General features: G+C 61.5%; 21 protein-coding genes. 8 read left to right on the top strand and 13 right to left on the bottom strand.

Going from position 1 to position 23,275, the window contains the following annotated elements; genetic code table 11:
- Positions 1-201 precede the first annotated feature (201 nt).
- From AC1D1M_RS19585 to AC1D1M_RS19575, 3 genes are all read right to left on the bottom strand, one after another.
- Positions 202-1,536, bottom strand: a complete 1,335-nt coding sequence (locus tag AC1D1M_RS19585; RefSeq protein WP_477776899.1) for a sigma-54-dependent transcriptional regulator — start codon at positions 1,534-1,536, stop codon at positions 202-204.
- Entirely contained in the window at positions 1,530-3,296 is a 1,767-nt protein-coding gene (locus tag AC1D1M_RS19580) for a sensor histidine kinase (protein WP_477776898.1), read from the bottom strand. Before AC1D1M_RS19580 ends, AC1D1M_RS19585 begins: the two co-directional genes overlap by 7 nt.
- A 145-nt stretch (positions 3,297-3,441) precedes the next feature.
- Complete coding sequence (locus AC1D1M_RS19575; protein WP_477776897.1) at positions 3,442-4,965, bottom strand: fumarate hydratase; 1,524 nt, start codon at positions 4,963-4,965, stop codon at positions 3,442-3,444.
- A 313-nt stretch (positions 4,966-5,278) separates the two neighbouring features.
- Here AC1D1M_RS19575 and AC1D1M_RS19570 point away from each other — a divergent pair, with 313 nt between their 5' ends.
- The 3 genes from AC1D1M_RS19570 to AC1D1M_RS19560 are packed head-to-tail and all read left to right on the top strand — an operon-like array spanning position 5,279 to position 8,092.
- On the top strand, positions 5,279-6,385 hold the full coding sequence (locus tag AC1D1M_RS19570; RefSeq protein WP_477776896.1) for a GGDEF domain-containing protein: 1,107 nt from the start codon (positions 5,279-5,281) through the stop codon (positions 6,383-6,385).
- A complete protein-coding gene (locus AC1D1M_RS19565) occupies positions 6,378-7,313 on the top strand; it encodes an iron-sulfur-binding ferredoxin reductase (protein WP_477776895.1) in 936 nt (311 codons plus the stop codon). Before AC1D1M_RS19570 ends, AC1D1M_RS19565 begins: the two co-directional genes overlap by 8 nt.
- 29 nt (positions 7,314-7,342) lie before the next feature.
- Positions 7,343-8,092, top strand: coding sequence for an enoyl-CoA hydratase-related protein (locus AC1D1M_RS19560; protein ID WP_477776894.1), 750 nt, complete (start codon positions 7,343-7,345; stop codon positions 8,090-8,092).
- 207 nt (positions 8,093-8,299) lie between these two features.
- Here AC1D1M_RS19560 and pyk read toward each other — a convergent pair whose 3' ends face one another.
- Positions 8,300-9,751 carry a pyruvate kinase gene (pyk, locus tag AC1D1M_RS19555; RefSeq protein WP_223463886.1) on the bottom strand — a complete coding sequence of 484 codons (1,452 nt, stop codon included), beginning with the start codon at positions 9,749-9,751 and terminating at the stop codon, positions 8,300-8,302.
- A 171-nt stretch (positions 9,752-9,922) separates the two neighbouring features.
- Between pyk and AC1D1M_RS19550 the strand changes: the two genes are divergently transcribed.
- Together AC1D1M_RS19550 and AC1D1M_RS19545 are read left to right on the top strand one after the other, a co-directional pair.
- The gene (locus AC1D1M_RS19550) at positions 9,923-10,306 is read left to right on the top strand and encodes a tetratricopeptide repeat protein (RefSeq protein WP_116262011.1); all 384 of its coding nucleotides are present in this window, start codon (positions 9,923-9,925) and stop codon (positions 10,304-10,306) included.
- A 233-nt stretch (positions 10,307-10,539) separates the two neighbouring features.
- Entirely contained in the window at positions 10,540-10,899 is a 360-nt protein-coding gene (locus AC1D1M_RS19545) for a PilZ domain-containing protein (protein WP_477776893.1), read from the top strand.
- Positions 10,900-10,936: 37 nt separating this feature from the next.
- Here AC1D1M_RS19545 and AC1D1M_RS19540 read toward each other — a convergent pair whose 3' ends face one another.
- The 6 genes from AC1D1M_RS19540 to AC1D1M_RS19515 are packed head-to-tail and all read right to left on the bottom strand — an operon-like array spanning position 10,937 to position 17,650.
- The gene (locus AC1D1M_RS19540; protein ID WP_477776892.1) at positions 10,937-12,265 is read right to left on the bottom strand and encodes a DUF58 domain-containing protein; all 1,329 of its coding nucleotides are present in this window, start codon (positions 12,263-12,265) and stop codon (positions 10,937-10,939) included.
- The gene (locus tag AC1D1M_RS19535; protein ID WP_477776891.1) at positions 12,262-13,263 is read right to left on the bottom strand and encodes an AAA family ATPase; all 1,002 of its coding nucleotides are present in this window, start codon (positions 13,261-13,263) and stop codon (positions 12,262-12,264) included. The genes AC1D1M_RS19540 and AC1D1M_RS19535 overlap by 4 nt, the downstream gene beginning before the upstream one ends.
- Positions 13,260-14,423, bottom strand: a complete 1,164-nt coding sequence (locus AC1D1M_RS19530) for a DUF4350 domain-containing protein (protein ID WP_477776890.1) — start codon at positions 14,421-14,423, stop codon at positions 13,260-13,262. The genes AC1D1M_RS19535 and AC1D1M_RS19530 overlap by 4 nt, the downstream gene beginning before the upstream one ends.
- Positions 14,420-15,964, bottom strand: coding sequence for a DUF4129 domain-containing protein (locus AC1D1M_RS19525; RefSeq protein ID WP_477776889.1), 1,545 nt, complete (start codon positions 15,962-15,964; stop codon positions 14,420-14,422). Before AC1D1M_RS19525 ends, AC1D1M_RS19530 begins: the two co-directional genes overlap by 4 nt.
- Complete coding sequence (locus AC1D1M_RS19520; protein ID WP_477776888.1) at positions 15,951-16,928, bottom strand: stage II sporulation protein M; 978 nt, start codon at positions 16,926-16,928, stop codon at positions 15,951-15,953. The genes AC1D1M_RS19525 and AC1D1M_RS19520 overlap by 14 nt, the downstream gene beginning before the upstream one ends.
- Entirely contained in the window at positions 16,925-17,650 is a 726-nt protein-coding gene (locus AC1D1M_RS19515; RefSeq protein ID WP_477776887.1) for an RDD family protein, read from the bottom strand. Before AC1D1M_RS19515 ends, AC1D1M_RS19520 begins: the two co-directional genes overlap by 4 nt.
- Positions 17,651-17,837: 187 nt before the next feature.
- On the opposite strand from AC1D1M_RS19515, the gene sbcB reads away from it, so the two are divergent.
- A complete protein-coding gene (sbcB, locus tag AC1D1M_RS19510) occupies positions 17,838-19,268 on the top strand; it encodes an exodeoxyribonuclease I (RefSeq protein WP_477776886.1) in 1,431 nt (476 codons plus the stop codon).
- A gap of 99 nt (positions 19,269-19,367) precedes the next feature.
- Here the strand turns inward: sbcB and mvaT are convergent, their stop codons facing one another.
- Positions 19,368-19,745: a histone-like nucleoid-structuring protein MvaT gene (gene mvaT / locus AC1D1M_RS19505; protein WP_477776885.1), complete on the bottom strand. Its 378-nt coding sequence runs from the start codon at positions 19,743-19,745 to the stop codon at positions 19,368-19,370.
- Between the two features lie 323 nt (positions 19,746-20,068).
- On the opposite strand from mvaT, the gene purU reads away from it, so the two are divergent.
- Together purU and AC1D1M_RS19495 are read left to right on the top strand one after the other, a co-directional pair.
- A complete protein-coding gene (gene purU / locus AC1D1M_RS19500; RefSeq protein WP_102671174.1) occupies positions 20,069-20,917 on the top strand; it encodes a formyltetrahydrofolate deformylase in 849 nt (282 codons plus the stop codon).
- Positions 20,918-21,003: 86 nt separating this feature from the next.
- Positions 21,004-21,180, top strand: a complete 177-nt coding sequence (locus tag AC1D1M_RS19495; protein WP_185754818.1) for a hypothetical protein — start codon at positions 21,004-21,006, stop codon at positions 21,178-21,180.
- A 50-nt stretch (positions 21,181-21,230) separates the two neighbouring features.
- On the opposite strand, the gene AC1D1M_RS19490 is transcribed toward AC1D1M_RS19495, so the two are convergent.
- On the bottom strand, positions 21,231-22,007 hold the full coding sequence (locus AC1D1M_RS19490; RefSeq protein WP_477776884.1) for a DUF2334 domain-containing protein: 777 nt from the start codon (positions 22,005-22,007) through the stop codon (positions 21,231-21,233).
- The gene (locus AC1D1M_RS19485; protein ID WP_477776883.1) at positions 22,000-23,112 is read right to left on the bottom strand and encodes a glycosyltransferase family 4 protein; all 1,113 of its coding nucleotides are present in this window, start codon (positions 23,110-23,112) and stop codon (positions 22,000-22,002) included. Before AC1D1M_RS19485 ends, AC1D1M_RS19490 begins: the two co-directional genes overlap by 8 nt.
- Positions 23,113-23,275: the final 163 nt, after the last annotated feature.

Raw genomic sequence — 23,275 nt, 5'->3', positions numbered from 1 at the left:
GAGGGGGGAAGGCGTTTCGATGAGCGGAAATCCGCTTATTCATGGTGGGTGATGGGCGGAAAATTGCTTATGGTTTTGTTGTTTGCTTTGCCTGTGCAGGCCTCATCGCGAGCAAGCTCGCTCCCACAATGTTCGGCGTACACAGATCCACTGTGGGAGCGAGCTTGCTCGCGATGGGGCCAGGACAGGCACTGCAAAAACTCAGCTGTCCTGCAAAAACATCTCTCTGCTCAACCCATGCCGCTGCATCTTTTCATTGAAGGTCCGGCGCGGCAGTTGCAGTTCTTCGAGCACCGCTTTCACATCGCCCTTGTGCCGGGTCAATGCCGCACGCAGGCATTGCGCCTCGAACGCTTCCTGCTGCGCCGCCAGTGACTGGCCGGGTTCGATGCCCAAGGGCTCCGGCTCACCGAGCCCCAGTACCTGACGCTCGGCGACATTCGCCAGTTCGCGCACGTTGCCCGGCCAGTCGTGGCTCAGCAGGTGACTCAACTGGGCGCCGCTCAGCGGTGGAAATTTGCGTCCCAGGCGTTCGGCGGCGTTTTGGGCAAAGGATTCGAACAGCAGGGGGATGTCTTCACGGCGTTCGCGCAAGGGTGGCAGGCGCAGTTCCGCGACGTTCAAACGATAGGCCAGGTCTTCGCGAAAACGTCCGGCACGCGCTTCGTCGAGCAGGTCCGGCTTGGTCGCGGCAATGATGCGCAAATCCACGCGGATGCTCTGGTTCGAGCCCAGTCGTTCAAGCTTTTGCTCCTGCAACACCCGCAGCAGTTTCACTTGCTGGGCCAGCGGCATGCTTTCGATTTCATCGAGAAACAGCGTGCCGCCGTCGGCGTACTCGAGCTTGCCGATGCGCTTGCCGGACGCCCCGGTGAACGCGCCGCTCTCGTGACCGAACAGCTCTGCCTCGAACAATTGCTCGGGAATGGCCGCGCAGTTGAGTGCGACAAAGGGCTTGTCGGCCCGGGGCCCGAAGTCGTGCAGGCAACGCGCGACCAGTTCCTTGCCGCTACCGGTTTCGCCGCGAATCAGCACGTTGACCGGCAGTGCTGCCAGGTCCAGCACCTGCCGCCGCAGGGTCAGCAAACCCCGGGACACACCGAGCAGCGTGGCATCCAGTTTGGCGCGGTTGTCCGCCAGCTCGTGCAGCGCGCGGTTTTCCAGCACCAGCCGGCGCTTGTCGAGGGCGCGGCGCAGGCTGCCGAGCAGGGTTTCCGGGCTGAAGGGTTTTTCGAGGAAGTCGTAGGCGCCGTCGCGCATGGCCTCGACGGCCATCGGTACATCGCCGTGGCCGGTCAGCAGGATCACCGGCAAATCGGCATCCCGGCGTTGCACCTCGGCCAGTAGTTCCAGGCCGGTCATGCCGGGCATGCGTACATCGCTGAGAATTACCCCGGCAAAATGCCTGGGCAACTGCGCCAGGCACTCGTCGGCGCGGCTGAACAACTGCACCTCGAAACCCGACAGGCTCAACCATTGCTCGACGGCACTGCGGATGCTGCTTTCGTCGTCGACCACGATCACTGAGTTCAGCATGGTTCATGCACCTCCAGGTCGATGGGCAAGGTCACGGTAAACACGGCGCCTTTGTCATGATTGTCGGCACTCAGGCGCCCGCCGGATTCGTGGACGATGGCAAAGGACACGGCCAGACCGATCCCCAGGCCATCGCCCACCGGCTTGGTGGTGAAGAACGGATCGAAGACCTTGGGCAGGTTCTCTTCGGCGATACCGCCACCGTTGTCGATCACGCTCAGGCGCCACAATTGTTCGTCGGCTTCGAGGCGAATTTCCAGGCGTTTGCAGGGTTTGTCCTGCATGGCATCGAGGGCATTGCGCAGCAGGTTGATCAACACCTGTTCCAGGCGAATCGCATCGCCACGCACCCAGGCCGGGCGGGTCAGGTGTAGCACGGTGCTGACCTGTTCGTCGCGCAGCCGGGTGTCGAGCAGTTGCAGCGACTGGTCCACCACCGCCGCCAGGTCCAGGCGTTCGCGCAAACCACTGGGGCTTTTGCGGGCGAAGGTTTTCAGGTGGCCGGTGAGGGCCGCCATGCGCGTGAGCATTTCATCCACCGGTTTGAGCGCCTTGTAGGCGTCGTCGACCCTGCCGTGGTCGAGCAGCAGGCGCAAGGTCGCCAACTGCATGCGCTGGGCGGTGAGCGGCTGGTTGATCTCATGGGCCAGGGCGGCAGACATCTGCCCCAGCGCCGCGAGTTTGGCTGACTGCACCAGGCCCTCCTGGGCAGTGCGCAGGTCGCGGGTACGTTCTTCCACCAGTCGTTCGAGTTCTTCGCGACTGCGCTGGCGCATTTTCGCCAGGCGCCAGCGCTGGTTGAGAAACAGCAACAGGAACACCAGGGTCAGCCACAACCCGGCCGCGGCAAGCGCGGCGTTGCGGCTGTCTTCGAAGGCGACCTGCGGGCGTCGCAGCAGGTGCAGGGTCCAGCCCTCGGTGCTCAGCGGCAGGGATTCCCACAGGTAATCCGCCTTGCCGTCCGGGCCATCGACGCGAGCCAGGTCACTGTTGTCGTCGAAGCGCCGCAACGATTGAAACTCAAGTGGCGTCAGCGGCTGCTTGTCGTACTGACGGGTGGTCTTGAGTTCGGCGTGATCGCTGTCGCTCAGCGGCTTGAGCAGGCGATAACGCCAGCCCGGCTGGTTGGCGATGAAGATGATCCCGCGGGCATCGCTGACCAGCAGCGTGTCGCTGCCCTGACGCCACTCCCGCTCCAGTTCGGGAAACTCCAGTTTCACCACCATGGCACCGAGGAACTGGCCGTCGTCATCGCTGACCGCGCTGGAGAGGAAGTAGCCGGGAATCCCGCTGGTCACCCCCACAGCGTAGAAGCGCCCGGTGCCCTGGGTGCGGGTCTGGTTGAAGTACGGCCGGAAGCCGTAGTTGTGGCCGACATAGCTGCTGGGCAGGCGCCAGTTACTGGCCGCAATGGCCAGGCCGCTGCGGTCGAGCAATTCCAGGGTCGAGGATTCGGCGGCACCGTTGATCTTTTCCAGTTTGCGGTTCAGCGCATCCTGTTGCTCGGGGCTCACCGCGCCCTTGAGCGCCGAACGCAGTTCCGGGTCCAGCGCCAGCACGGCGGGCAGGGCGCGGTAACGTTCGATCAGGGTATGCAGGGACGTGGCATACAGCGCCAGTTGCTGATTGGCGCGAGCCGCGTCTTCGACCATTGACTGGCGCACGGTGTGGCGTATCGCCAAGGTGGCGGCGATGGCGGCACCGGCGATGATCAATAAGGTGTAGAGCGCCAGGCGCAGGGGTCGGGAGGTCGTCAACATGCAGTGAACAACAGGCCAAAATGGGGGAAGGCACCATAGCATGCGAAGGGCGGTCTGCTCTCGCCGGAGTACAGTTATCCAACCGAAAAAAAAACCGGTCTGTCGTTGCCGACAAACCGGTTTTTTCAGCGGACCTGAGTGCCGTTTATTGCACTTCTACCGCCAGGCTTTCACTGATCTTTTTCTGCCAGATGGCAGGACCTGTGATGTGTACCGACTCGCCCTTGCTGTCAACCGCAACGGTCACAGGCATGTCTTTTACGTCGAACTCGTAGATCGCTTCCATGCCCAGTTCGGCGAAAGCGACAACGCGGGATTTCTTGATCGCTTGCGCCACCAGGTAAGCCGCGCCGCCGACTGCCATCAGGTAGACGGCCTTGTGGTCCTTGATCGCTTCGATCGCGGTAGGGCCGCGCTCGGATTTGCCGATCATGCCCAGCAGGCCAGTCTGCTCGAGGATCTGACGGGTGAACTTGTCCATCCGCGTCGCGGTGGTCGGGCCAGCCGGGCCAACCACTTCTTCGCGCACCGGATCAACCGGGCCGACGTAATAGATGAAGCGACCTTTCAGATCGACCGGCAGTGTTTCACCTTTGTTCAGCATCTCGACCATGCGCTTGTGCGCGGCGTCGCGACCGGTGAGCATCTTGCCGTTGAGCAGGACGGTTTCGCCCGGCTTCCAGCTCTGCACTTCTTCCGGGGTCAGGGTGTCGAGGTTGACGCGGCGGGCCGACGGACCGGCTTCCCAGACGATTTCCGGGTAGGCGTCCAAAGGAGGCGCTTCCTGGGCAACCGGGCCGGAACCGTCGAGCACAAAGTGCGTGTGACGGGTGGCGGCGCAGTTCGGGATCATGCACACCGGCAGCGAAGCAGCGTGAGTCGGGTAATCCATGATCTTCACGTCGAGCACGGTGGTCAGGCCACCGAGGCCCTGGGCGCCGATACCCAACTGGTTGACCTTCTCGAACAGCTCCAGACGCATTTCTTCGATGCGGTTCTGCGGGCCACGGGCTTTGAGCTCGTGGATGTCGATGGATTCCATCAACACTTCCTTGGCCATGACCGCGGCTTTCTCGGCGGTGCCGCCGATGCCGATGCCGAGCATGCCCGGTGGGCACCAGCCGGCGCCCATTTCCGGGACGGTTTTCAGCACCCAGTCGACGATCGAGTCGGACGGGTTGAGCATGGCCATTTTCGACTTGTTCTCGGAACCGCCGCCCTTGGCCGCCACGTCCACTTCCACGGTGTTACCCGGAACGATGGAGTAGTGGATGACTGCCGGGGTGTTGTCCTTGGTGTTCTTGCGAGCGCCCGCCGGGTCGGCGAGGATCGAAGCACGCAGGACGTTTTCCGGCAGGTTGTAGGCGCGACGTACGCCCTCGTTGATCATCTCGTCCAGGCTCATGGTGGCGCCATCCCAACGCACGTCCATGCCCACGCGGACAAACACGGTCACGATGCCGGTGTCCTGGCAGATCGGACGATGGCCGGTGGCGCACATGCGAGAGTTGATCAGGATCTGTGCCATCGAGTCACGGGCCGCTGGCGATTCTTCGCGCAGGTAGGCCTCGTGCATCGCCTGGATGAAATCCACGGGGTGGTAGTAGGAAATGAACTGCAGGGCGTCGGCAACGCTCTGAATCAGGTCGTCTTGCTTGATCACGGTCATGAGTCGCGCTCCTCTAAAAGACGGGAACATTCAATAAGGTGCTTGCAGCTTGGGTGCATCGGTCGGTTGCAAGCACCTTTCAAGGCACGCCGGGCAAGCTGGCGCGACGCTAAAAAGGCGCGGCAGTATAACGCGCATCAAAGGCCGGCACACGCGCCGGCAGTCAATCGTTGGTCGCATAAGCTCCTGCAACCGAGACGACCTTGCCCATCCCGAAAATTGAATGGTCATTTATCGGTCACGCCACTAAAGTGACATGCGGTCTGTAGAGTAGGACGCTCTGTCAGTCTCCTTTCATCTGGTGAGTCAACGATTGACCCATAACGCCATCCAGCGCCTGTTGCTCAAACGTTTCGCCCTCGCGGCCGGCACCTATGCCCTGGCATTGCTGTTGCTGTGGCTGGCGTTTTTTACCGGTCACTACGATGCACCGCTTTCCAGTGTCGTCATCGGCAGCACGCTGGTGGTGATCAGCCAGGCCTCCCTGTTCGCGGTGTTTTACAGCGGCTATAACCTGCGTTTTTCCGACCCCAGCCTGACCGAGACGCAAGTGTTGCTGGGGCTTGGGGGGCAAACCTGGCTGATCGCCCACCTGGACGAAGCCCGGGGTGCGTTTCTGGTGTTTTACGTGCTGATCCTGCTGTTCGGCCTGTTCCATCTGTCGCGCCGGTCTTTTGTGCGATGTGCGCTGTTGGTGTTTTTCAGTTTCAGTGCGATCACGCTGTGGGAGGGCTACCACTTCCAGCTGTCCGACCCGGCCATGGCGGTGTTACAGGTCTGTGTGCTGTTCATCGTACTGGTGTGGCTGGTGCTGTATGCCCGCTATGTGCAGGCCTCGCGACAGCGCATGCGACAGCGGCGTTTTGCCTTACAGACGCATCAGGACACGTTGCGCGGAATGATGCGCCAGCTCGAAGACCTGGTGGCCACCGACGAGCTCACAGGCCTGTTCAATCGCCGGCATTTCCTGCGCCTGGCTTCACGCGAGTTGAACGCCATGGACCCCGGTGTCGTGCATGGCCTGGCGCTGATCGACCTCGACCATTTCAAACGCATCAACGACCTGCACGGTCATGCCGCCGGCGATCAGGTGCTGCAAGCCTTCGCCGGCGTTGCCACCGCGTGCCTGCGCGACGGTGACGTACTGGCCCGTTACGGTGGCGAGGAGTTCGTGGTGCTGCTGCCCGATTGCGATGCCGACAGTTTGACTTCGTGCTGCGAACGGCTGCGCATCGCGTTCACCGATGTCGAGTTGATTGGTCTGAATGTACGCAGCCTCAGCCTGTCCGCCGGCATGACCCTGCTGGAGCAGGGCGACGATCTCGATGACGCCCTGCAACAGGCCGATCAGGCGCTCTATCGCGCCAAGCGTGACGGCCGCAACCGATGCGCGGCGGCGTGGGAGAACATCGATGCCTGAGCTGCGGGTCGGCGAGCGCCACTGGTCGGTGGCGGCGGGCAGCAACCTGCTCGACGCGCTGAATCAGAACGGCGTGCCAGTGCCTTACAGTTGCCGCGCCGGCAGTTGCCATGCGTGCCTGGTGCAATGTGTGCGGGGCCTGCCGAGTGACAGCCGCCCGGATGCCCTGAGTGCACAGCAGCGTGAACAGGGCTGGCGCCTGGCGTGCCAATGCCAGGTGGTCGAGGACTTGCAGGTGCATGCTTTCGACCCGCAAACCGATGGCCGACCGGCCGAAGTGGCTGCCGTCGATTGGTTGAGCGCCACGGTCCTGCGTCTACGCGTAATCCCCCAGCGACCGCTGCGTTACAGCGCCGGCCAGCACCTGGTGTTGTGGGCGGGCAGCGTGGCGCGGCCCTATTCCCTCGCCAGCCTGCCGCAAGAAGACCGTTTTCTGGAGTTTCATCTCGATTGCCGCAAACCCGGGGAATTCAGCGATGCCGCCAGACAACTGCGCATCGGCGATCCGATCCGTCTCGGTGAACTGCGCGGCGGTGCCTTGCATTACGACCCTGACTGGCACGCCCGGCCGTTGTGGTTGATGGCGGCCGGCACCGGGTTGGGGCCATTGTTTGGTGTATTGCGCGAAGCGCTGCGGCAGGATCACCAAGGCACCATCCGCGTCATTCACCTGGCCCATGATACCGATGAGCACTACCTGGCCAAGCCGCTGCAAGCCATGGCCGCCAGCCGTCCGAACCTGAGTGTCGAACTGTGGACCCCGGCCGAGTTGCCTGCGGCTTTGGCGCAACTGCGGCTTGTTTCGCGGCAAACCCTGGCCTTACTCTGCGGAGCCCCCGACAGTGTCGACGCCTTTGCCCGGCGCCTGTACCTGGCGGGATTGCCGCGCAATCAACTGCTGGCCGATGTGTTCCTGCCCCGTGGTTGAGCGCTGACTTTTCAGACGCGAGACCTGCCATGACCGATGCCATCCAAGTTGAACGCGAACACGGCCTGTTGACCCTGCGCCTGAATCGCCCGGACAAGAAAAACGCCCTGACCCGCGCCATGTACAGCCACTTGGCCGAAGCACTACAACAGGCCGACAGCGACCCCGGGATCAACGCCGTGCTGATCACCGGCTCCGCCGAATGTTTCACCGCCGGCAACGATATCGCCGATTTCATCCAGCAACCGCCGAGCGGCCTCGACAGCCCGGTATTCCAGTTCATGCGGGGCCTGCTCGAATGCCGCAAACCGGTGATCGCCGCCGTGGCCGGAGCGGCGGTGGGCATTGGCACAACGATGTTGCTGCATTGCGATCTGGTCTATGTCAGCCGCGACGCACGTCTGCGCATGCCGTTCGTCAACCTGGGTCTATGCCCGGAATTCGGCTCCAGCCTGATCCTGCCGCGCTTGCTCGGGCAGGCCAAGGCGGCCGAGTTGTTGCTGCTCGGTGAGGGTTTCAATGGTGAACAGGCTGCCGCATGGGGTATTGCGTCCGAAGCCTTGGGCAGTGGCGAAGAAGCCTTGGCCAAGGCGCGGGAGATGGCGTTGCGCTTTGAGTCGCTGCCACCGGAAGCGGTGCGTATCAGCAAGCAATTGATGAAAGCGCCGGACCGGGAGCTGTTGCGCAAGGTGATTGAAGAGGAGGGGGCGTTGTTCACCCAGCGGCTGCGTTCGCCGGAAGCGTTGGCGGCGTTGACGGGGTTTATCAAACGGCACTGAGTTTTCGGTGTCAGGGCCGGCCTCATCGCGAGCAAGCTCGCTCCCACAGGTTTTTGTGGCGATCAGATATTTTGTGAACAACACCTGACAATGTGGGAGCGAGCTTGCTCGCGATAGCGATTGTCCAGCCAATACACTTTCAGGATCAGCATGCAAAAAGCCCCGCCATTCACATGGCGGGGCTTTTGTTTTTCAGCAACCGGTTACTCAGACCATCGGATCGCCAACGTGCAGGATCTTCATGCCGTTGGTGCCACCGGTGGTGTGGTAGCTGTCGCCCTTGGTCAGGATGACCCAGTCGCCTTTTTCCACTACGCCGCGCTTGACCAGCTCGTCGATAGCCTTCTGGCTGACTTCGTTCGGCGCCAGCGAAGCCGGATCGAACGGGATGGTGTACACGCCACGGAACATCGCCGCGCGGGCCTGGGCTTCGCGGTGTGGGGTGAACGCGTAGATCGGCACCGAGGAGCGGATGCGCGACATGATCAGTGGGGTGTAGCCACTTTCGGTCAGGGCGATGATCGCCTTCACGCCCGGGAAGTGGTTGGCGGTGTACATGGTCGCCAGTGCGATGCTTTCGTCGCAGCGCTCGAACTCTTTGCCGATGCGGTGGCTGGAGGTCTTGCTGGTCGGGTGCTTTTCGGCACCGATGCAGATGCGCGCCATGGCCTGAACGGCTTCCAGCGGGTACAGGCCAGCGGCACTTTCCGCCGAAAGCATCACGGCATCGGTGTAGTCGAGCACGGCGTTGGCTACGTCGGACACTTCAGCGCGGGTCGGCATCGGGTTCTGGATCATCGACTCCATCATCTGGGTCGCGACGATCACCGCCTTGTTGTGGCGGCGTGCGTGCAGAATGATCTTCTTCTGGATGCCCACCAGCTCGGCGTCGCCGATTTCCACACCCAGGTCACCACGGGCAACCATCACCGCGTCGGACGCCTTGATCAGGCCGTCGAGGGTTTCGTCATCGGCCACGGCTTCGGCGCGTTCGATCTTTGCCACCAGCCAGGCAGTGCCGCCGGCTTCGTCGCGCAGTTGACGGGCGTATTCCATGTCGGCGGCGTCACGCGGGAAGGACACCGCGAGGTAGTCGACTTCCATTTCCGCGGCGAGCTTGATGTCGGCCTTGTCTTTTTCAGTCAGGGCCGGAGCGGTCAGGCCGCCACCGCGACGGTTGATGCCTTTGTGGTCGGACAGCGGGCCGCCGATGGTCACGGTGCAGTGCAGTTCGGTGGCCGTGGCGGTATCGACGCGCATCACCACGCGGCCGTCGTCGAGCAGCAGCTCGTCGCCCACGCCGCAGTCCTTGACCAGGTCCGGGTAGTCGATGCCGACCACTTGCTGGTTACCTTCGGTCAGAGGATGGCTGGTGGAGAAGGTGAATTGATCACCGATCTTCAGCTCGATCTTCTTGTTGGCGAATTTGGCGATACGGATTTTCGGGCCTTGCAGGTCACCCAGCAGGGCGACGAAGCGACCGTGTTTGGCCGCGAGGTCACGCACCAGCTTCGCGCGAGCCTTGTGCTCGTCGGGGGTGCCGTGGGAGAAGTTCAGGCGGGCGACGTCCAGGCCAGCCAGAATCAGCTGTTCGAGAACTTCCGGCGAGTTACTGGCCGGGCCAAGGGTGGCGACGATTTTGGTACGACGGACGGACATGCAAAGACTCCTGAGTTCAAGCGCTGAGTGAGGCTACTATGCTCCGAAGTTGTAGTCATTGTTCGAATGCACTACTTATCGCTTTCTTTATTGAACCCCACAACTTTGCATCCGGCAGCCTGAAGATTTCCGACCACAGGTCGATACAGGGTTCAAGACAGGAGATCCCCCATGCGATTCGTGCTCATTGCCGCCCTTGCCATCAGCGCCCTCAGCGTCACGGGCTGCACCCGTTGGTCGATGAACCATCATTTGAACAATGCCTACAGCGCCTATGACCGGGGCAATTGCGAGCAGGTGATGCTCGAACTGTCCAAGGTCGAACGCGACAGCCGCGCGCGGCCTTACGTGTGGCCGGAAGTGTCGATGATGCGCGGCCTGTGCCTGGAGCGACAGAAGATGTTTATCGACGCGGCCCAGACCTATCAGTTCATCATGGCGTCCTATCCACAGAGCGAGTACGCCTACCGCGCCCATGCCCGCATTGAAACCCTGCAGAGCCTGGGCCACTATCCGACGCGCAGTGCAGCGGCCGTTAAACCGACGCAGTTCTGATGGCAGTAACCCTCTGATCGCTGGCTCACCGGCGGTGGTGAGCTATAGTCCAAGGAACCGGTTTTAGAGCCTTGCCTCTGAACCGGGGCAACACCTGTGACCGGCACAAGCAAGACTTTGCGCTGTCAGGACTGGCGCACCGGAAGCGGGGAGAGCGGGCAAAGACTTGATGCGTACCCGTTCCGAAGCAGTAGTGCGGCTCTGCTTAAGAGCCTTGCATAGCGAAATTGCACATGTTCACCGACCGCCGAATCGAGCGGCATCAACTGCCGTACTTCCTGAAAGTGTTCAACGGCATCACCGGCAAGCCCATCGGCAATCTGGGCAATGTTTCTGAAGACGGACTGATGCTGATCAGCCAGTTGCCGATGATGATCGGCGCCGACTTCTACCTGCGCCTGAAAATTCCCGGTATCGAAGGTGGTCAGCAGATCATCGACCTGCAGGCCTGTTGCCTGTGGTGTCACGAAGACGTGACCCCCCAACATTATGACGCCGGTTTCAGCCTGCAACGGGCGCCACCGGAGTATGGGCAACTGGTGGAGGCGTTGAAGCAGTATTTCAGTTTTCTGCCGTTGCCGGCTTCGGCTTGAGATCACTGGGAAACCGGCTGTCAGTGATTGCTCAGGCTCAAACTCCAGCTCTTTTCCAGCCCAGGTACCGGGTCACCAACTCTGCCCCCAATTCGCCGGGCCGCGCATCTATCAACAGTACTCCATGAGCGTTCAAGCGCTCATGGAGTTCGGCGCGTGCATTGAGGTAGTCCACGGTCCCGCAATACGCCAGCGCCTCGGGCAAGGTCTGCACCGGTGACTGACGCAGGGTGTCGAGCACGTCTTCGCGCAGGCTCGCGACCAGCACCTGATGCTGCTGGCTCAGGCGGTTGATAGCCGAGAGCAGCTCATCGTCGTCCTCTTCGCGCAGGTTGGTCACCAGCACCACCAGTGCCCGGCGTTTTTGCCGTACCAGCAGTTGTGTTGCCGCAGCTTGATAGTCGGCGCTGCGTTGGGTGCTGTTCAGGTCATAAACGCTGTTGAGCAGTGTATTGAGATGGCTGGTGCCTTTTACCGGAGCAAGGTAGCGCGTCTGTTCGCTGGCAAAGGTACTCAGGCCCACCGCGTCGCCCTGGCGCAGTGCGACGTAGCTGAGCAACAAACAGGCGTTGAGGGCGTGATCGAAGTGCGACAGCTCATCATCCTGGCTGCGCATGTGCCGGCCGCAGTCGAGCATGAAAATGATCTGTTGATCGCGTTCGTCCTGATATTCCCGGGCAATCGGCGTGCGCTGCCGGGCAGTGGCTTTCCAGTCGATCTGGCGCAGGCTGTCACCCTCGCGAAATTCGCGCAATTGGTGGAATTCCAGGCCCAGGCCCCGCCGTTGTTTCTGACGTACTCCGAGCTGGCTGAGCCAGTTGTCCACTGCCAGTAGTTGCCCTTCGTAGAGGCGGGCGAAGTCGGGGTAGACGCGGGTGGCGTCGGGCAGGTCGAGCAAGCGTCTGTCCGACCAGAGCCCCAAGGGACTTGGCAGGTTGATTTCGCAGCGTTCGAAGCTGAAGTGTCCGCGCTTGAGCGGACGCAGGCGATAACCGGCCAGGCTGTGCTGGTCCGGTTGCAGCTCGACCGTCAGGGGCAGGTGTTCGAAGCTCAGGCCTGCTGGCACATGGTCGAAGACTTGTACGTTCAGCGATTGGGGAAAGTCGTGTTCGACAGTCAGTTGCACTTCGCTCCATCGACCCAGCGCCAGGCTGCCGGGCAACTGGCGTTTCAGTCGGGGCGAAGGCAGGCGCTTCACGCGCACCGCATCCAGCAGGGCCAGAGCCAGCAGCGCCAGGAGCAACCCCCAGTTGATCGCCATGAGATTCGCCGGAACCGCGAACTCCAATGCCCCCAAAGTGCCCGACACAATGCCGCAGGCCAGCAGGATCAGCAGCCAGGCGAGCATCAGGCGCGAGGGTTTCACAGGCGCGGCGCCGGCACTTGGTCAAGCATCTGCTGGAGCACCTGATCGACATCCAGGCCCTCGATGTCCAGCTCCGGCGCGATGCGCACACGATGACGCAGCACGGCCAGGGCGCAGCCCTTGATGTCATCCGGAATCACGAACTCACCGCCGCGCAGCAGCGCACGGGCGCGGGCACAGCGCACCAGCGCGATGGACGCGCGTGGGCCGGCGCCGAGGATCAGGCCGGGCCAGTTGCGGGTTGAGCGGGCCAGGCGCACAGCGTAATCGAGCACCTGATCGTCCAGCACCAGGTCGCTGGCGATGCGTTGCAGGGCCAGTACATCCTTGGCCTGTAACAACGTGCGCATCGGTTGAACATCGAGCATGTCGGCCCGGGTCGAGCGGCTGACCTGACGCACCATGTTCAGCTCTTGCTCGGCGTCGGGGTAATCCATGCGCACCTTGAGCATGAAACGGTCCAGTTCGGCCTCCGGCAACGGGTAAGTGCCTTCCTGTTCGATCGGGTTTTGCGTGGCGAGCACCATGAACGGTTGCGCAATGGGCAATGGGCGGCCTTCGAGGGTGACTTGCCGTTCCTGCATGGCTTCGAGCAGCGCCGCCTGGGTTTTCGCCGGGGCACGGTTGATCTCGTCGGCGAGTAGCAGGTTGGTGAACAACGGGCCCTTGCGCAGTTTGAATTGCTCGGTTTGCAGGTCATACACCGCATGCCCGGTGACGTCGCTGGGCATCAGGTCCGGGGTGAACTGGATGCGCGCAAATTCACCGCCGAAACAGCGGGCGAGGGCGCGCACCAACAGGGTCTTGCCCAAACCCGGTACGCCTTCGAGCAGCACATGGCCGCCGGCGATCAGCGCCGTCAGGACGTCGTCGATCACGCTGTCCTGGCCAATCACTGCTTTTTGCAGTTCTTTGCGTACGGCCTGGGCCAGATGCCCGGCACGCTGACGCTGTTGAGCGACATGGCTCGGTGCGTCGGGCTCGATTGGTTGACTCATAGTGCGTTCCTCAGGGATTGCAGGTGGGCGACCTGACGGCTGAATTCAACGCTGGAAAGCCGTTGCTTCGGTCGTGGGCTCATGGCCTGGCTGATAGCGCGTGTGGGTTGGCCGGTCAGGCGCGCGAGCACCAGCCATTGTTCGGCAACACCGAGCTGTTCAAAACCGGGATGGCGACGCCGCACGCGCCGCAGGATGTCTTGCTGCAAGGCTTGCAGCAGGCCGGCCTGACCGTTGCGACGCAGCAGGAAGTCGGCACTGGCGCGCAGGTGCTCCTGCAATTGTCGGCGCGCTTTCGGTGCCGGTTCCAGCAATGGACCCTGACGCACGCCAAAGTGCCAGAAACCCAGGCCGATCAAGGCGAACAACGCGACCAGCGCTTGGGGAAAATAACGCAGCAGCAAGCTCGGCAGGCTGTCGTGATCGGTATTGAAGATCAGCGTCACGCGGGTGTCGGCTGTCAGGTACCAGAGCAGCCAGGCATTGTCGTACTGGTCGATGGCCGGGGTTTTCCACAAGTCGGCATCGGTGACTACGATGATCGAGCCGAGGTCGTAATTGAGCTGCATCATGTGTGTGGCCCCGGCGCTGTTGGCCCAGGCCTGGGCGAGGTTTTTCGGGTCTTCGAGATGGAACGTGGTATCGAAACCGGCGTAGGCCGGGGCGTCTTCGTTTTCCAGATAGAGCTTGGTCAGTTGCGGGTACGGATCTTCGCCGACATTGGGTGGCGGTGCCTTGAGGTCTTTGCTCAGGGACTGGTGCAGTTGCACCCGATCGAGCAGCAGGTCATTGCTATGGCCAAGTTTTTCATCCCACAGCGACTCGGCGACGAACAGAAGCCGCCCGCCGGCCCGGGTCCAGTTCATCAGCTGGTCGATCTGCCGCGGGGTCATGTTGTAGCGGTCACCGAGCAACAGCAGGCTGTGTTGATGCGGGTCGAGGCTGGGCAGGATGTCGAGGCCATTGGCGTGGCCGACGCTCAGGCCTTGCTTGCGCAGGAACAGCTCCGCCGCCAGATATGGGTTGGCCTTGGCTTCGGGGGAGGGTCCGTGGTCGATTTCGGTCTGGTAGGGGGATGCCTTGAGGTACAGATAAACACTCAGCGCAGCCACCAACCCGGCGATCAACACCCCTGCTATCGCCCCCCAGCGCCGATTCAACGGACAACCTCCGAGCCGAACAGAAAACGCCAGCCGTTACACAGTTCCTGTTGCACCTGAGCGGGCGGCAGGCGATGACCATAAGCCATGTTTTGCCAGTGCCCGGTCAGGGTTTGGCTGTAGGCCAGCAAGGCCGGTCGCTGTAACAGCTCGACCCGCCGCAGCACCTGCCCTTCGGTGTCGGCGGCTTTGAGCGCAATGTTGAAGTCGTGCAACAGGCGGCTGAGCAGGGCGCGATAGAGCAAGCCGAGTGCTTCGCGCGGATGGGTCTGCCAGAGGCTTTCAGCACTGGTGGCGATGTCGGCGGGCAGGGACTCGGGCTTGAGGTCCAGGCCGAACGCCCGCTGCGGTAATGGCCTCGTGGCTTTGATGTTGAGTGTCGGTCTTCGGCTGACGAATGCCTGCAACCAGTCACGATAGCGCCAGATCAACAGGCCGATGGCTCCGATAACGATGCCCCACAGCACGATTTCAATCAGTGTCGCCAATGCCCCGAAGTGCTGCCCCTCAAACAGCTTCAACAGGGCCTTCAACCACAGCGGTGTCTTGCCGTCGTCCGGGGCTTCAGCACTCGGTTGGTCTTCGCCAAAGCGATAGCGTGTCACCGTTTCCCGGTTCCTGAAGGGCGGCTGTTCGAGGATCGCCTTGATACTGTCCCGGGAGGCCTGGCTGGTCAGGGACTGGTCCAGCAAGCGCGGGCTGTCGGGTGAAGTGGCCGGTTCGGCGGCCCATGCGTTGTGAGTGGTCGGCATTAGCACAATCATGGCGATCAACAGGACAGCGCTTGCACTGAGCAGACGCTGGCGCATTCGGCGGAACACCAGTTCGATATCCCAGGCCTCCAGAACGGTGCGCCGGTTCAGGTAAAGGCTGAAACCGCAGGCGACATAGATCGGTTCCCAGACCACCAGCACCAGTGCATAAAAGGCATTGGTCAGGTGTTCCAGCCAACGCCAGTCCTGGGTGGCCGCCGAGATCAGCGACTGCCAGCTCCAGTCGAGCGCGACCTGTTGTGGCAGCAGCAGATAGAACAGCACCATCAAGCCGATCCACAGCGCGCCTTCCAGATGCGCGCCGATGATCGTCAGCCAGCGTGCGGCGCCGGCGTCTCGCTGCAACAGCACCTGTAGGCGCTGCTGGCGTTGCTGTCCGTCGAGGTCTTCGAGTTGCACCACCGGCATCACGAAACTGCGGGGCAAACTCAGGCGTCGCCAGGTCAGGCTGGCCAGCAATTGCGGTTTGAGCAGGCGCGGCCATTGGCGCAGGGCCTGCTTGAGCGTGGGCGTTTCACCGAACATGGCCTGGGACAGGATGTATAGGGGCAGACGTTCGAACGCCGGCTTCAGCCACCAGAAAATGAACACGGCGAGAGAGGGCGAATCCCAGAGCCCCCAACTGAGCAGCGCGAAAATGGGCAAGGTGACCATGGCCCAGCTGGTCATCAACAGGCGTCGGTGCCGCTGGTTCAGGAGCACCCCGAGGTCCATGGCTTCCCAGGTCGAGCGCGGGCGAATCACTACGGTGGCGTCACTCAGGCGCATGACGGCGACGTCCGGCAAACACGAGATAAACCACCACCAGCAACCAGAGCGCTGCGCCCACCAGGTACTTGGTCTGGTGCGACGGGCCAGTCAAGGATGACCAGTAAGCTTCGATAAACGCAGCGATCAACAGAAACAACATGACCCCGCAGATCAGCATCACGCTCTTGCGCGCGGCCAGACGCAAGGCCTCGGCGCGTGGCAGGCGTCCCGGGGCGACCAGCGCCCAGCCCAGCTTCAGACCGGCGGCACCGGCCAGGGCGATGGCGCTGAGTTCGAAAGCGCCATGGCCGATCACGAATGACCAAAAGGTTTGTCCGTAGCCGACGTAAGTCAGGTGCCCGGCCACCGCACCGATCATCAGGCCGTTGAAGATCAGGAAAAACACACTGCCCAAACCAAACAGCAAACCGCTGGCGAAGGTCTGAAAGGCAATGCCGATGTTGTGCATGATGTAGTAGCCGAACATCGCCCAGTCCTCACTGGCGGCCCGTTCCGCCGTGCGCCCGAGGTGTCCGGCAACGGGGTCGTACATGCTTTGCATTTCACTGACCTGCTCGGCGGGGATCAGGTTGTAGACCAGGTCCGGGTACAGGTACACCAGCAGCGCGAAACCGGCCAGGCTGGCAAAGAACATCAGGCTGGCGGCGAGGACGAAACGCCACTGTTCGCGCACCAGTCGCGGGAAATCGGCCAGGATGAATGCCAGCACATTGGCACCCAAACGGCTGCGGTGACGGTAAAGCTGTTGATGCCCGCGCAGCACTTGTTGCTGCAGGGAGTCGATCAGAAAACTGCTGTAGCCACGCTCCCGGGCCAGTGCCAGGTGTTGGCAGAGACGTCGGTAGTCCCTCGGGAAGCTGCCGGCCCCGGTGGCTTTCCTGTCGCGCTCCAATTGCTCGAGCAGGCGAGCGAACTGTTCCCATTCGGCCTTGTGCCGGTTTTCAAAAAGGCTTTGCTTCATGTCGGCCCCAACAGGCCGCGGGCGATGCCGTTGAGCTCGGTCACCGCCTGCGGGGCCGGGACTTGCAACGGTTGGGCGAGGATCGCAGCCAGTTCATCGGCCCGCGCCGGGGAGAGTTCGCCCTGGCGCTCGGCAAACCCGAGAATCGCCCGTTGCTCGGTGAGAGTCAGGGCAAAGGCCGGGCGGCGGGGCTGGGCTTCAGGGATTTCGGGGCGGGTGTGCGATTGTTCGCGGTAGATCACCAGGGTCCCGGCGGCGATATCGCCGAGGCGCTTGAAGTGGGTATGTTGCAGGCAACTGACGGCCCCGAGGAAGTAACCGAAGGGCAACAGGTCGACAACGCGCAGCAGGTTGCGCAGCAACGAAGCGGACCAGCCGACCGGGGTGCCATCGTCGTGCACCACCCGTAATCCCATCCATTGCTTGCCCGGCGAGCGGCCGTGGTTCAGCACCTCGAACAGCACCATGTACCACCAGCTCACCACGAACAGCAGGATCGAGCCGAGTCCGGCTCCCAGTTTGCCGAGCATCGCCAGGGCAATGAACAGCACGCCCAGGATCAGGCCGCGCAAGCCAAGATCGATGGAGAACGCCAGCGCACGGACCATCAACCCGGCCGGGCGCAGTGGCAGGTCGACGCCTTCCGGCGTTTCGACGTGATACCGCGTATCCAGTGGCGGTGACAGCGGCGCATTCCCTGGCAGTGCTGTGGTCTCGAGCATGGGCAACCTGATGATGTGGCCTGGATCGGGATTCTGTGTCCATCCGATGCTAGCAGCCTATGCGGGGGGAAACGACATAACTATGGAGGGCATGGCGAGTCGCGCAAGGTGCTTGAATGACAAGACTACTGGCCGGGGCGGGAGGTGAACGCCTAGACTTTGCCGATCTTCAGTTCAGGAATCGCCCGTGACCTCCATCTTCTGGTACGACTACGAAACCACTGGCATCAATCCCCGTTGCGACCGTCCGTTGCAAATGGCCGGCCTGCGCACTGACTTCGATCTCAATGAAATCGACGAGCCGGTCAATCTTTACTGCCAGCCCAGTGACGACATCCTGCCGCACCCGGCCGCCTGCGCGATCACGGGAATCACTCCCGGGCAATTGCAAGCGCAGGGCTTGAGCGAAGCCGATTTCATGACCCGGGTGCATGCCCAACTCGCAGCGCCCGGCACCTGTGGCGCGGGGTATAACACCTTGCGTTTCGACGACGAGATGACCCGCTACAGCCTGTACAGAAACTTTTTCGACCCTTATGCGCGGGAGTGGCAGGGCGGCAACAGCCGCTGGGACCTGATCGATGTGGTGCGCGCCGCCTATGCCTTGCGCCCCGATGGCATGGTCTGGCCGACCGATGACGAGGGGCGGGTCACGCTCAAGCTCGAACGCCTGACCACTGCCAATGGCATCGATCATGGCAATGCCCACGAAGCGCTGTCGGACGTTCGCGCGACGATTGCTCTGGCACGCCTGATACGGGAAAAACAGCCAAAGCTGTACGACTGGCTGTTTCAACTGCGCAGCAAGCAAAAAGTCATGGACCAGATACGCCTGCTGCAACCGCTGGTGCACGTTTCCGGGCGTTTTTCGGCCGCGCGCAGCTATGTGGGGGTGGTGTTGCCGCTGGCCTGGCACCCGCGCAACAAGAACGCCCTGATTGTCTGTGACCTGCACCTCGATCCCCAGGGCCTGCTCGATCTGGATGCCGAAAGCTTGCGCCAGCGCTTGTATACCCGCCGCGACGAACTGGCCGAGGGCGAGTTGCCGGTGCCGTTGAAGCTGATTCACATCAACAAGTGCCCGGTGGTGGCACCGTTGTCGGTACTTCGCAAAGAAGACCAGCAACGCCTGGGGCTGGATATGGCGCTGTATCAGCAGCGGGTGTTGCGGCTAAATGACGCGCAGAAAGTTTGGCTGGATAAAATCCTGGCGATTTATGCCCGCGAAGATTTTTCCCAGAGCCAGGATCCGGAGCAACAGTTATACGATGGATTTATCGGCGATCGGGATCGACGATTGTGTGAACAAGTCAGAAGCGTTGACCCGAAGCAATTGGCACAAGAGCAGTGGCCTTTCGATGACGAACGTTTGCCTGAATTGCTGTTTCGATATCGCGCACGCAACTTTTCCGACACGTTGAATTGCGAAGAGCAAGAACGCTGGCGAATATTCTGTCAGAAACGTTTGTCAGAACCCGAGTGGGGGGCACCAAATACCCTTGAAAGTTTTGCAGAGGCCTCGGCCCAATTGAGCGTTAGTGCTACTCCGTTTCAGCAGGGGGTGCTCAGTGAGTGGCAGGATTATGTCCAGGGACTGCGCCAACGTTTGTGTCTTTGAAATCGAACATGCCGGGGCTTAAACACCGCGCATAAAAAAACGCCAGCATTCGCTGGCGTTCTTTTTTGTCACGGATCCGTCTGCGACAAGCTCTGAGGCTTAGTCCAGCAGGGTAGCCCAGCCTTCCACCACGTCACCGCCCCACTTGGCTTTCCACTCTTTCAGAGTCTTGTGGTTGCCACCTTTGGTTTCGATGACTTCACCGTTGTGCGGGTTTTTGTACTGTTTAACTTTGCGAGCACGTTTGGTGCCGGTAGTTTTCACTGCACCGCCGCGTGGTGCCTTGGTTTTGGATTCTGGATCCAGCAGCGCGATGATGTCACGCAGGGACTTGGAATACTCGCCCATCAGGGTGCGCAGTTTGCCTTCGAATTCCAGCTCGGTTTGCAGTTTGTCGTCTTGGGACAGGTTCTTCAAACGGGCTTGCAGCTCTTTGATAGCTTCTTCGGTGGCGCGATATTCGTTGATCAAGGACATGTGGACTACCTTATGTTGTGCGCTGGATGGCAGGTGACAGTGCGGCAATAATAGTCACGGTGTTTCATCAAGTAAACATTTAAGCCAACTTTATTTAATTTAGTTGCTGTGTCTTTGGTGCACATCGGTAGTGCAGTTATTGTCGGTCAGATATACATAAATTAACAATTGACCGGCACCGCTAGAGCATCCGGCGAACAAGCGCGGGCGCTGCCCGTCCTGCCGCACCGACCTTCCGGCGGGGCGAAACGTCATCAATACTGCAGTTTTGCTGCGCAATCGCTAGAATGGCGGCCTTTGCGAAGTTCTGGAGTTTCCCCCTCATGCGCACTTTTCGTCTGGTGATTTCTTGCCCGGACCGTGTTGGCATCGTTGCCAAAGTCAGTAACTTTCTGGCGTCACACAACGGCTGGATCACTGAAGCGAGCCATCACTCGGACAATCTCAGTGGCTGGTTCTTCATGCGTCACGAAATCCGTGCCGACTCCCTGCCCTTTGGTATCGAAGCGTTTCGCGAAGCCTTTGCCCCGATCGCCGAAGAGTTCTCGATGGACTGGCGCATCACCGATACCGAACAAAAGAAACGCGTGGTCCTGATGGCCAGCCGCGAGTCGCACTGCCTGGCCGACTTGCTGCACCGCTGGCACAGCGATGAACTGGACTGCGAAATTTCCTGTGTGATTTCCAACCATGATGACTTGCGCAGCATGGTGGAGTGGCACGGTATTCCGTACTACCACGTCCCGGTCAATCCGCAGGACAAGCAGCCAGCCTTCACCGAGGTTTCGCGCCTGGTCAAACAGCACGATGCCGAAGTGGTGGTGCTTGCCCGCTACATGCAGATCCTGCCGCCCGAGTTGTGCAGCGAATACGCGCACAAGGTCATCAACATTCACCACAGCTTCCTGCCGTCGTTCGTCGGTGCCAAGCCGTACCACCAGGCCTCCCTGCGTGGCGTGAAGCTGATTGGCGCGACTTGCCACTATGTGACCGAAGAGCTGGATGCCGGCCCGATCATCGAGCAGGACGTGGTGCGCGTCAGCCACAGCGACAGCATCGAAGACATGGTGCGTTTCGGCCGTGATGTCGAGAAAATGGTGCTGGCCCGTGGCTTGCGTTATCACCTGGAAGACCGCGTGCTGGTGCACGGCAACAAGACCGTCGTCTTCTGACAGACGTACGTCACAGTTGAAATTCGAAGGGCCTGGGCGTTCAATCGCTTCAGGCCCTTCGCCGTTTCTGCACCGAGGACATGACCATGGCCGATCCACTGGACAAAGCCACCGCCAAGGCTCCCGCCACGCTGGGCGAGGGTTGCCTGAGCCGCTACGACCCGGATGACATGGGGCCTGAAACCGGTACTGAGTTTCCTGACGCCGCGCAATTGTGGGAACAGTTGCAGCAAGAGCCCGAGGACAAACCTGAGCCTGCCTGAGTTTCATCAACCTCATCAGCAGCGACCGACGAGCAACAGCAGTCCGCGACTCATGCCGCTCGACCCACACGGTCGTTTTGCAGCGCCAGCCACTGGGCCTTGGTCATCGGAACGCGTCCGTTGTCGAGCAGGCGCTCGAGGGTTTGTAGCCAGTATCGGCGCGAGAACTCATGGCGCATGTCCACCGGGTGCAGGCCCAGGCGAATCACCGGGGCGTGCTGCCAGCGTTGTTCACGGCGGTCGCTGACAAGCATCGATACGCCCCGGCGCAAGGCACTGCGCGCGCTCCAGACCAGCCCCGGCGCCTCGATCGCGATGAAATCCGGTAGCCGGTACAAATGTCGCGAGTCGCTGGTGTAACTCAACGGCAATTGGCGCAGTGCCTGGCGAGTGCCTTGGCTCATCAGCCAGGCCGGGGCGACGAACCCCTCCAGCGGCCAGTCATGCCGGTGGAACATCTCGATACCCGAACGCAGGCGGGCGAGGGCGGTTTCTTGCGACAAACAGTAAAACTCGCCTTCGTGGGTGTAGACCCGACGTATGAACCAGTCGCGAGGATTGCGGGTCATCGGCCCGTCGTCGCAATGGAAATAGCCATGCAGTGCCAGTTCGTCGCCCCGGGCGACCCTGGCACTGAGTAGCCGGCAAAACTGCGGATGGGCGTCCAGATTGTTGTGTTTGTGGAAATCCGGGACCACCAGCCAGGTGATCGGCACGCCACCCAAGGCGTCGATGTCTTTGACGAACGGCTGGTAATCGGCCCAGGTGGGTGGTGCCACGTCGTGCAGTACCAGCAGTAAAGCGGGACTGTTCATGGGCTCAACCATTGGCTGTCAGCGGCCATTGGCTGCCGAGCACGGCGTGATAGTGCCGCAGCAGGCTGTTGACCACCGTATCCCAGGCGTAATGCCGTTCGACATGTAATCGCGCTTGTCGGCCCAGCGCTACGCTGCCCGAGCCGAACAGCTCTCGAACGGCAGTGGCCATTGCGGCGGGGTTGTTCGGTGCGCAGAGCACGCCACAGTCATTGGTGACGATTTCCTCGAAGGCCCCGGCCGCCACGGCCACCACCGGTATACCGCTGGCCATGGCTTCGAGTAACACCAGGCCGAAGGTTTCCTGATCGCCAGCGTGCAGCAATGCGTCGGCGCTGGCCATCAGGCGGGCAACTTGTACGGCCGGGCAGAATTCGTCGATCACCGTCACGTTGGACGGCACGGCCGTGGGCATCGACGAGCCCACCAGCAGCAGGTGATAGCGTCGGCCCAGGCGTTTCATGCAGTCGAGCAGCACCGGCAGGTTTTTTTCCTTGGAACCGCGCCCGGCAAAGATCAAGAGGCGGGTGTTTTCGTCCAGGCCCAGTTCGGCCCGCAGCCCGGGGTCTCTGGCATCGGGATTGAAGGTTTGCAGGTCGACGCCCAACGGCTGCACGAAGACATTCCTGACCCCAAGCCCGGTGAGTTTGTCGGCCATGACCCGGCTGGGCGCCAGGACCCGGTCGAAGTTGCCATAGAGCTTGCTGACATAGGCCTCGACATTGTTGGTCACCCAATGGCCCATGCGGTTGCTGACCAGCAGGGGCAGGTCCGAGTGATAGAAACCGATGACCGGCACATCGAGTTGCCGCCGCGCATCCAGCGCCGCCCATGCGGTGAGATAGGGGTCGCCGACTTCGATCAGGTCGGGCTGCAAATCCTGCAAGACATTGCGCCAGGGCGCGAGACGCAGAGGGAAGCGATAACCCTTGCCGAAGGGCAAGGCAGGGGCCGGAACGGTATAAATGCCATCCTGCTCGCTGAAAGAGGATCCGGGAATCAGCAAGCTGTGGCGAATGCCGGGTTTGATACCCAGGCGACGGTGCTTCGCATCCAGATAAGTGCGTACGCCACCGCTGGCAGGGGCGTAGAACATGGTGATGTCAGCGATATGCACGATGAGCGATCCTCCAGTCCCGGTACTCCTTTGGTTGACCTATATGAAGGATAGATGTTCGGTTGGGGTTGTGCGGGAGCGGGGCATTGGGGGGGATGCAGTGTTTGACAGGCCGCTATCGCGAGCGGGCTCGCTCCCACAGGTTCAGTGACAACTTTGTGGG

Source organism: Pseudomonas sp. P1_F7 (assembly GCF_056405655.1).
The sequence above is the reverse complement of the archived record's forward strand: the minus strand, read 5'-3'. Positions and strand labels throughout refer to the sequence as shown.